1 protein-coding gene is annotated in these 243 nt (G+C 65.4%); it reads left to right on the top strand.

Annotated features, from left to right (window positions below; translation table 11 throughout):
- Positions 1 to 243: L-serine ammonia-lyase, iron-sulfur-dependent, subunit alpha (locus QMX80_RS19305; RefSeq protein ID WP_282278792.1), on the top strand; the 243-nt coding region annotated here is incomplete at its 5' end.

Below are 243 nucleotides of genomic sequence, written 5' to 3' on the forward strand. Positions count from 1 at the left end.
CACAACCTGGGCCTGACCTGCGACCCGATCGGCGGGCTGGTGCAGATCCCCTGCATCGAGCGCAACGCCATGGGCGCGGTCAAGGCCATCAACGCCGCGCGCATGGCCATCCGCGGCGACGGCAAGCACAAGGTCAGCCTGGACAAGGTCATCAAGACCATGCGCGACACCGGCCGCGACATGCAGGACAAGTACAAGGAAACCAGCCGCGGTGGGCTGGCCGTCAACGTCATCGAATGCTGA

This window comes from Stenotrophomonas sp. PS02297 (assembly GCF_029959705.1).
Lineage (GTDB): Bacteria > Pseudomonadota > Gammaproteobacteria > Xanthomonadales > Xanthomonadaceae > Stenotrophomonas > Stenotrophomonas nitritireducens.